This window comes from uncultured Methanobrevibacter sp. (assembly GCF_937906425.1).
Taxonomy (GTDB): Archaea; Methanobacteriota; Methanobacteria; order Methanobacteriales; family Methanobacteriaceae; genus Methanobrevibacter.
The window spans coordinates 1-7,286 of record NZ_CALCYR010000111.1; the positions used below are offsets into that span (position 1 = coordinate 1).

8 protein-coding genes and 1 tRNA gene are annotated in these 7,286 nt (G+C 27.5%); 8 read left to right on the forward strand and 1 reads right to left on the reverse strand.

The window, feature by feature from the left end; translation table 11 throughout:
• The first annotated feature begins 119 nt into the window (after window positions 1-119).
• The 7 genes from Q0138_RS02890 (at window position 120) to tfe (ending at window position 5,280) form a co-directional block, all read left to right on the forward strand.
• On the forward strand, window positions 120-389 hold the full coding sequence (locus tag Q0138_RS02890) for a HypC/HybG/HupF family hydrogenase formation chaperone (RefSeq protein WP_297980671.1): 270 nt from the start codon (window positions 120-122) through the stop codon (window positions 387-389).
• A 345-nt stretch (window positions 390-734) separates the two neighbouring features.
• Window positions 735-1,229: a TIGR00295 family protein gene (locus tag Q0138_RS02895; RefSeq protein ID WP_297980673.1), complete on the forward strand. Its 495-nt coding sequence runs from the start codon at window positions 735-737 to the stop codon at window positions 1,227-1,229.
• A 387-nt stretch (window positions 1,230-1,616) separates the two neighbouring features.
• Window positions 1,617-2,528, forward strand: coding sequence for a DUF5591 domain-containing protein (locus Q0138_RS02900; RefSeq protein ID WP_297980676.1), 912 nt, complete (start codon window positions 1,617-1,619; stop codon window positions 2,526-2,528).
• 426 nt (window positions 2,529-2,954) lie between these two features.
• Window positions 2,955-3,245, forward strand: a complete 291-nt coding sequence (locus Q0138_RS02905) for an iron-sulfur cluster assembly protein (protein WP_297980678.1) — start codon at window positions 2,955-2,957, stop codon at window positions 3,243-3,245.
• 181 nt (window positions 3,246-3,426) lie between these two features.
• A tRNA-Ile gene (locus tag Q0138_RS02910) sits at window positions 3,427-3,501 on the forward strand.
• Window positions 3,502-3,830: 329 nt separating this feature from the next.
• Window positions 3,831-4,334: an amino acid-binding protein gene (locus Q0138_RS02915; protein ID WP_297980681.1), complete on the forward strand. Its 504-nt coding sequence runs from the start codon at window positions 3,831-3,833 to the stop codon at window positions 4,332-4,334.
• A 445-nt stretch (window positions 4,335-4,779) separates the two neighbouring features.
• A complete protein-coding gene (gene tfe / locus Q0138_RS02920; protein ID WP_297980684.1) occupies window positions 4,780-5,280 on the forward strand; it encodes a transcription factor E in 501 nt (166 codons plus the stop codon).
• Between the two features lie 246 nt (window positions 5,281-5,526).
• Here the strand turns inward: tfe and Q0138_RS02925 are convergent, their stop codons facing one another.
• Window positions 5,527-6,429: a coenzyme F420-0:L-glutamate ligase gene (locus Q0138_RS02925; protein ID WP_297980687.1), complete on the reverse strand. Its 903-nt coding sequence runs from the start codon at window positions 6,427-6,429 to the stop codon at window positions 5,527-5,529.
• 203 nt (window positions 6,430-6,632) lie between these two features.
• Between Q0138_RS02925 and Q0138_RS02930 the strand changes: the two genes are divergently transcribed.
• Entirely contained in the window at window positions 6,633-7,202 is a 570-nt protein-coding gene (locus Q0138_RS02930) for a pyruvate kinase alpha/beta domain-containing protein (RefSeq protein ID WP_297980691.1), read from the forward strand.
• Window positions 7,203-7,286: the final 84 nt, after the last annotated feature.

Here is a 7,286-nt window from a genome sequence, read left to right on the forward strand (position 1 = left end):
CCGAGATCTACACTCTTTCCCTACACGACGCTCTTCCGATCTAATATTAAAAGTGATATTGTTTCACTTTATTTTTTTAATGGAATTTTATTTTTATAAAATTAAAGGAGAATGATGTTATGTGTATTGCTGCACCAGCAAAAATTGTAGAAATTGATACAGAATCTAATATTTGTGCTGCTGATTTTGGAGGAGTTAGACAAAACGCAAAATTAGATCTTCTTCCAGATGCTGAAATTGGAGATTATGTGCTTATCCATGCAGGATATGCTATTGAAAAATTGTCTGAAGAAGCAGCTAAAGAATCATTAGAATCTTGGGATGAATTATTGGAAGTTTTAGATCAAGAAGATAGGGAACGTGAAGCTAGATTTAGAGAAGGATTATAATTATTTTATTATTTTTAAAATAATTAGAGAAGGATTATAATATTTTTATTATTTTTAAGATAATTCTTCTTTTATTATTTAATTAGCTATTAAGTATTTTTTACTTAATTAAATTAATTTTGATGCTTTTATTGTATGGTTCTTTTTCTTATGTTTAATAGTTTCTATTAATTTTATTTCTATTTATTTCTATTTATTTCTATTCATTTCTATTTACTTTGATTTATTTCTATTTATTCTGATTTATTTTACTTTTTGATAAATTATTTTACTTTTTTCTATTTTTAAATCTAATTGTTTTATAAATTTTACTTTTATAGTCTTATTTATTGTTTTGTGGTTTTAATGGATGAGGAAATTAAATTGTTAAAGGATGTTGGATGTCCGGAATGGGTAATTGAACATTCAAAGGGGGTCTGTAAGAAAGCTCTTGAAATAGCCTATAATTTCGATGATGTCAATGTTGAAATCATTGAAAAGGGAGCTTTATTGCATGATATTGGCAGATCCAAGACAAATTCCATTGAGCATGCTGTTTTGGGAGCAGAGATGCTTAGAGAATTGGATTATTGTGAAGAAATTGTTAATATTGTGGAACGCCATATTGGCACAGGGCTCTCTGAGGAGGATGCTAAAGAGTTAGGATTGCCTATAAAAGATTATACTCCTCAAACATTGGAGGAAAAGATAGTTTCCCATTCAGACAATCTTTATAATGGTGCTGATGAAGTGGATGTTGAATTTACCATAAATAAATGGAAGAGGAAATTGGGGGAAGACCATCCTTCAATTGAAGAGATTAAAGTCATTCATGAGGAATTAGTAGGAAGATTTGAGTAATTTAATTATTTTTAAGATTTTTACTTATTTTTCTTGTTTAAATACTCCTTTTTTTGTTTAATTATTTCATTAGATTTTATTTTTATTTTAATTCAATTTTATTTCATTTTCATTATCCCTTTAATTTTTATTAATGTAAAGTATTTATTAATGTAATTTAAAATATTAAATTGAAACTTATTTTTATAAAAAATTAATTTTAGCAATTTATTTAAATCATTTAAAATTAATTTATTCAAAATTGATTTATTTGAAATTGATTTATTTGAATCATTTGAAATTGATTTATTCAAAATTGATTATTAAAATTGATTTATTCAAAATTGATTTATTTAAAATTTTTATTTAGTTTATTTAATTTAATTAATTTAATTCAAGAGGCAAAGAATGAAAGTTATTTGTTCAAGTGATGAATCTTTATACAGGCCTGAAGTAGTTCGTTGGAGAGAACGTATGGCTATGATGAAACCGATCGGAGATGTGGTTGTTGCCCTTCCATGCAGTATGAAAAAGCCATATTCCAACTCACAATCTCATCAACGTTTTAAAAGAGCTACTAAAGGTTATCAGGAAGTCATTGTAACTTCTCCATTTGGAATTTGTCCAAGGGAAATGGAAAATACATTTCCTATTCAATCTTATGATGTTGCAGTCTCTGGAGACTGGAATGATGATGAAATCCGTTTAGCTGGAGAATTGTTAAGGGATTATGTTGGAGACAAACCGGTTATTGCAAATGTCCATGGCGGTTATGAGGAAGTTTGTCGTGAATATCTTGACAATTGTGTTTATGTTTGTCATGATGACAGGCCAACCTCTCCTGATTCCATTTATAACTTAAGGGAAGAGTTAAAGAAGTATCCTAAAACCAAACGTCGAGACAGGGTCTTGAATGAGCTTAGATCCATTGCAAAATATCAGTTTGGTGAAGGCGCTGAAGCAATGATAAGTGATGATGTTGTTGCAAAGGGAAGATATCACAGAAATATCTATTCTGATGGTAAGCAATTGGCTCTATTGAATAGGGACATTGGTTTATACACCCTTAACCTTGAAGGCGGAAGGAGATTGGCTGAATTAGGTATTCATGTTGTTGAAATTGACTTTGATTTAAAGACAAATTCATTGTTTGCGCCGGGAATCGTTAATGCTGATTCCAATATTATACCTAAGGATGAGGTCGTTGTAGTCAAGGACGATGAGGTTGTAGCAGTTGGAAGGGCTGTTTTGACCGGTCGTGAGATGATTGAGTCCAGAAATGGTATTGGTGTAAAAATAAGGCATAGGAAGAAAAATTAAATTTAATTTTTCTTTTAAAAGCGTTTAGTCTTTATTTTTTATTTTTTTTATTTATTCTTTTTTTCAGTTTTTATTTTTTCTTTTTTTTAGAAATTGAATCTTTATTTTTTATTTTTATAAATTATTCTCTTATTTCTTTATTTATTTTCTTATTTATTTCTTTATTTATTTTTTTAAAAACTCTTTTTAAGTTTAATGATTATTAACTTATTTTTTTATAGTATTACTTTCTAATTTTGTTGGATAATCTATAAATATAATTAAAACAATAGTTATATTATTAACTCTAAAAAGAAATATGAAATTCCTTAGATTATTTAAATTTTTTAATTTAATGTAAAATTGATTTTTAATGATTATTTCTTTATATTTAGTTATATTAACTTAATAAAAATTTTATTTAAAAAAACATTTTGAGGAGATAAAATGGCTGAAGAATTAGCAATTGCTGTTAAAGATGCAGTTTCTGTTGTAAATGACCCTCACATGGGTGTAAGTATTGTTGAAATGGGTATTGTTCAATCTATTGGAATCGATGGTTCCACTGCTGAATTGGTAATTAGACCTACAAACCCTGGTTGTATGAGTGTAACTCGTATTGCTGCTCAAGCAAAAGCTGAAGCTTTAAAAGTTGAAGGAATCGATAAGGTTAAACTTATTATTGAAGGTCACGTTATGGCTGATGCTCTTAATGAGATGCTCAATAAGGATAACTAAGTTTTAAGCTTAAAAAAAAAATAATCTTTTGTCATTGATCTTTTCTACGATTTATGATATTAGTTTATTTTTATTTTTTATGGATGTCCGAAAGATTTATATACTATGTAATTCATAATTTATAATATCTGAAAATTATACTTGTACTTTTTCTTAGTTTTCAGAATTATTTGTTTTTTATAGGCTAGTGGCACAGCCTGGTCAGCGCGCACGGCTGATAACCGTGAGGTCCTGGGTTCGAATCCCAGCTAGCCTACTTATTTTACTAATTTTATTAATTTTTAACTCTTTTTAGTCAATTTTAGGTATTTTTTACTTTCATTTTTTTATTCATGATTTTTTTAGATTTTTTGGCTATTTTATTATTCCAAGTTTCTCTTTTTAATTAAAGGCTAATTTTTAATTTATTTTCATTCATTTTCCATTAACTTCTATTTTTTAATAAAACGGTTAATTTTAAATCTATTAACTAAGTTATTAAATAATTAGAAATATTTGTATTCTATTGTATATTTTTGTGTATTGATATACATTTATATACTTTAAAATACAATATAGTATTAAGAACAATATAGGTGGTTCTATATGTGGGAAAGTTTAAACTCAAAATTTAGCAAATATCCTGCAAGAATGACTGTAGCTCAAAAGATGTTTGAGTTAGGTTTAAGGATTGGTGAAGATAATAAAATTTATTGTGGTAATTTAAAAATTAGTGATTCCGCATTGGCTGCAGCTGCAAATGTGGATCGCAGAGTAATCAAATCAACTGTGAATGTTATTGTTCAAGATGAAGAATTATATGAAGTTTTCTCAAATATTCTTCCTGCTGGAACCTTATTGAAGAATATTGCAAAAAACCTTGGTTTAGGCGTAATTGAAATAGAGGCAGGAGAAAAAAGTGAGGGAATATTGGCTTCTGTAGCTTGGACCATGAGTAAGCATAATATTGATATTCGTCAAGCTTATGCAGGAGACACCCAATTGGAAGGAAATCCAGTTTTAACAATTATTACAGAAAGTCCTATTCCTGGAAGTCTTTTAAATGAATTTATTAATATTGATGGGGTTATGAAAGTTTCAATTTTATAATTTAATTTATTAAGTTAGTAATTTTCATTTATTTTTAAGTTTTATTAATTTTTTATTCATTTCTTGCTTTTTTTATTTTTTTTAACTTGTTTAATCTCTTTTTTAATTTTTTTTTTAATTTTTATTCATTTCTTGCTTTTTTTATTTTTTTTAACTGGTTTAATCTCTTTTTTAATTTTTAATTACTATTTTTATTTTTATAATGGTTTTAGACTTAGCTTTTTTTCATTTTGTTCAATTTTTAATTTATGTGATTCAGTAAATAAATAAGATGACCCTTTAAAAAACATAAGTTTATAATATATCAAAAACATATAAATATTATTATAAATCTTATAGTCATATTGCTGTTTGATATATGATTTTTGTTTTAGATTTTTGATTCTTAATTTTTTATTTTTTTTATTTATTTTTATTTTATCATTTATTCGGGGAAGCATCGATTATGTTAAACGATCCTATTGTTCAAAATTTATTATTAGAAATAGTTGAAGATGAAGAAAATTTAGATGTAGTTCAATGTCTTATGGATGGAATTGGAACGGATGAGGAAATTGCTGAAAAAACTTCCATTAAGTTAAACATCGTTAGAAAAGTTCTTTATAAACTTTATGATTTAGGATTAGCCAGTTATAAAAGAGATAAAGACAAAGAAACCCAATGGTATACTTATGATTGGGAATTTAAAAAAGATGAACTTCAAAAATTAAAAATTAAAAGGGGAAAAGAAGAGTTAAAACATTTAAATGAAGTTTTGGATTATGAAGAAAACAATATGTTCTTCCTTTGTCCTTTTGGCCATTATCGTCTTGATTTTGAGGACGCTTCAAGTATTGAGTTTATTTGTCCTGAATGTGAAGCAGAATTAGAATTTGAAGACAATCAAGAAAAAATTGACGATTTAAAAGATGAAATTGAGTTCTTTGAAGAATTGATTTCAGAATAATCTTTAATTAATTTCTTTTTTTATTTTATTCTTTTAGTTTTTAACTAAAATTTTTCTTTTTTTATCTTTTAGCTATTTTTATTTTTCTATTTTTTATCTTTTAGTTATTTTTATTTTTCTTTTTTTATCTTTTATCTATTCTTATTTTTCTATTTTTAAATCTGATTGCTATTTGCCTATTTTTTTTATTTAAAACAGATTTGTTATTCTTTCTATTATTCTATTTTTTTATTTAAAACAGATTTCTTATTTTATTTCTCTAATTAATACTGCAGGGGTATGAATAATTGAATCTAAGGATTCAACACTTACTTCAGCTTCATCAGAACCTAAAACTTCTTTTACACTATGGATTGTTGCCATTGCTGTTGATAGGGATCTTTGATAATCCTCTGCAATATTGGCTATTTTTATTCCTTCTTCAACTGTGATTTCTCTTGAGCATCCTAATGGTGTAGATCCTACATTTTCGCACAATTGTCCAAATGCATATCCAAACACTCCATTGTTGGCTGAAATTCCATCAATTGCAATTGGTAGTCCTGTAAAGTATTTATTTCCTTTTTTATATGTTGCATCGGTGTCTATAATCAATGTTGTAATGATTTTTCCAGTTTTCTCTTTGATAGATTCTGTAATTTCCTCTGCAACTTTTCCCGGATTTTCCGGAAGAAGTGATACATAGGTTCCAGGGGCATTGCTTAAGTCAACTCCTGCCTCTGAAGCAGGTTTTAAAGCATGTTTCCAACCGTATAAATCAAGAATGAGTTCCTTATGTCTTTTGGATTCTTCAGGCAATCGTCTGAGGTTTTTAATGGTTCTTTCCTTTATTCCAAGAAGAGGTCCTAATACATAACCCCAAAAGTATTTGCTCCAGTAGGTGGCTAAAAACTTGGCCTTAAGTGATGGTGTATAATCCGCTTCATCAACCAGTCTTCCCTGTGAAACTGAAATTGGTGTTTCTGCAATGACCAGATAATCATATTCTGATGCAAGTTCACATACATTATCAATCATAAAGTCTATGCTTTCATTAGGTTTTATATAGTGTGTTTCGATAGGAATAACTTTATATCCGTCTATTTCAACATATTTGTAAGTTTTTCCCTCTTCTGTTTTTCCTTCGTGATAAGTGTAATTGGAACTCATATTCTGGCCTTTTTAATTCAATTTCTCTTAATCAATATTTAAATATTTATATTTTAATGAATATATAATAATTTGTTAATTATGCTTAATTTTTATTTTAATTTTTAAATGTAATTTTTAAATGTAATTTTTAAATTAATTTTAAATAATTTATTTTAATTTTTAATTATAATTTTTAATTTAATTTAAATCTAGGTGAGTTTATGGAAAAAACAATTACTTATTTTGAAAATCCTGGTTCTGAAAATACTGATGAACTTATTTCTCTTGTAAAAGAGGCTGTTGAGGCTACTGGAATTAAATATGTGGCTATTGCATCATCTACTGGTGCAAGTGCTTTAAAATTAAATGAAGCTTTAAAAGAGTTGGATGTCACTATTGTAAACTGTTCCCACCATGTAGGATTTAAGGAAGCTAACAAGGCTCAAATGTCTGATGAGATGAAATCCAAACTTGAGGAAGAGGGAATTGTAACCTTCTTCGGGTCCCATGCTTTAAGCGGTGTTGGAAAAAGCATCTCTAAAAAATTTGGCGGTGTAACTCCTGTTGAGATCATTGCTGCAGTCTATAGAACAGTTTGTCAAGGGTTTAAAGTCTGTGCAGAAATCAGCATAATGCTTGCAGACGCTGGTTTAATCCCTGTAGGTGAGGAAATTATAGCTATTGGCGGAACTGGCTCTGGTGTTGATACTGCAGTTATTATGACTCCAGCTAACATGACAAATGTATTTGATATGCGTTTTCATGAAATCATAGCTATGCCAAGACCTTAATTTCAAATAAAGTTTTATTTATTTTTAATTTGGGCTTGTTTATTTTTTTAATTCTTTTTATTTTCTTATTTATTTTTTAATTTC

Coding starts and splice junctions, on each gene's coding strand:
- Q0138_RS02895 (WP_297980673.1), top strand. CDS start 735: ATGGATGAGGAAATTAAATTGTTAAAGGATGTTGGATGTCCGGAATGG.
- tfe (WP_297980684.1), top strand. CDS start 4,780: ATGTTAAACGATCCTATTGTTCAAAATTTATTATTAGAAATAGTTGAA.
- Q0138_RS02915 (WP_297980681.1), top strand. CDS start 3,831: ATGTGGGAAAGTTTAAACTCAAAATTTAGCAAATATCCTGCAAGAATG.
- Q0138_RS02905 (WP_297980678.1), top strand. CDS start 2,955: ATGGCTGAAGAATTAGCAATTGCTGTTAAAGATGCAGTTTCTGTTGTA.
- Q0138_RS02925 (WP_297980687.1), bottom strand. CDS start 6,429: ATGAGTTCCAATTACACTTATCACGAAGGAAAAACAGAAGAGGGAAAA.
- Q0138_RS02930 (WP_297980691.1), top strand. CDS start 6,633: ATGGAAAAAACAATTACTTATTTTGAAAATCCTGGTTCTGAAAATACT.
- Q0138_RS02900 (WP_297980676.1), top strand. CDS start 1,617: ATGAAAGTTATTTGTTCAAGTGATGAATCTTTATACAGGCCTGAAGTA.
- Q0138_RS02890 (WP_297980671.1), top strand. CDS start 120: ATGTGTATTGCTGCACCAGCAAAAATTGTAGAAATTGATACAGAATCT.